Origin of the sequence: Neisseria sp. P0017.S009, from assembly GCF_051957375.1 — a bacterium.
In the GTDB taxonomy this organism is placed as follows: Bacteria; Pseudomonadota; Gammaproteobacteria; order Burkholderiales; family Neisseriaceae; genus Neisseria; species Neisseria perflava.
Genome location: NZ_JBQCWL010000019.1, coordinates 1 through 620, shown reverse-complemented (window position 1 = coordinate 620; position 620 = coordinate 1). Strand labels below are relative to the sequence as shown.

The 620-nt window shown below is 56.5% G+C and carries 1 pseudogene; it reads left to right on the top strand.

Annotated elements, in window-relative coordinates:
* A pseudogene (locus ACTHTG_RS11150) lies at positions 1 to 620 on the top strand (hypothetical protein); the annotation flags it as partial.

The window sequence follows — 620 nt, the reverse complement described above, 5'->3', positions numbered from 1 at the left end:
GTTGACAGCGTCACCGCAGGCGACAGCAAACTGAATACAGACGGCCTCACCATTACCGGTGGCCCGAGTGTGACCAAGTCAGGCATCAATGCCGCCGGCAACAAGATTACCAATGTTGCCGCCGGTACCGATGACACCGACGCCGTCAACTACAGCCAGCTGAAACAGCAAAGCGCCGCTGCCCGTACCGAAGTTGCAGCCGGCACCAACATCAAAGACGTGGTGAAAACGACCGGCGCCAACGGCCAAGACATCTATACCGTCAACGCCAAAGGCACGACTGCGAGCGCAGGTTCGGACAAAGTGACCGTCACTGCTTCAGCAGAAGACGCGAACAACGTGACCGACTACAGCATCGACTTGGCGCAAGACACCAAAGACGACATCCAAAAAGGTGTAGATGCCAAAACCACCGTTGACACCAAAGGCCTGACCTTCAACGGCGACAGCGGCAGCACCAATATCGAAAAACTCGGCTCCACCGTGACCGTTGCCGGCGACGACAACATCACCACTGAAGCCCAAGACGATAAAGTGACCGTCAAGCTGAACAAAGACCTGGTGGTAGACAGCGTCAAAGCCGGCGACACCACCGTGAACAACGACGGTGTGAAAGTAGG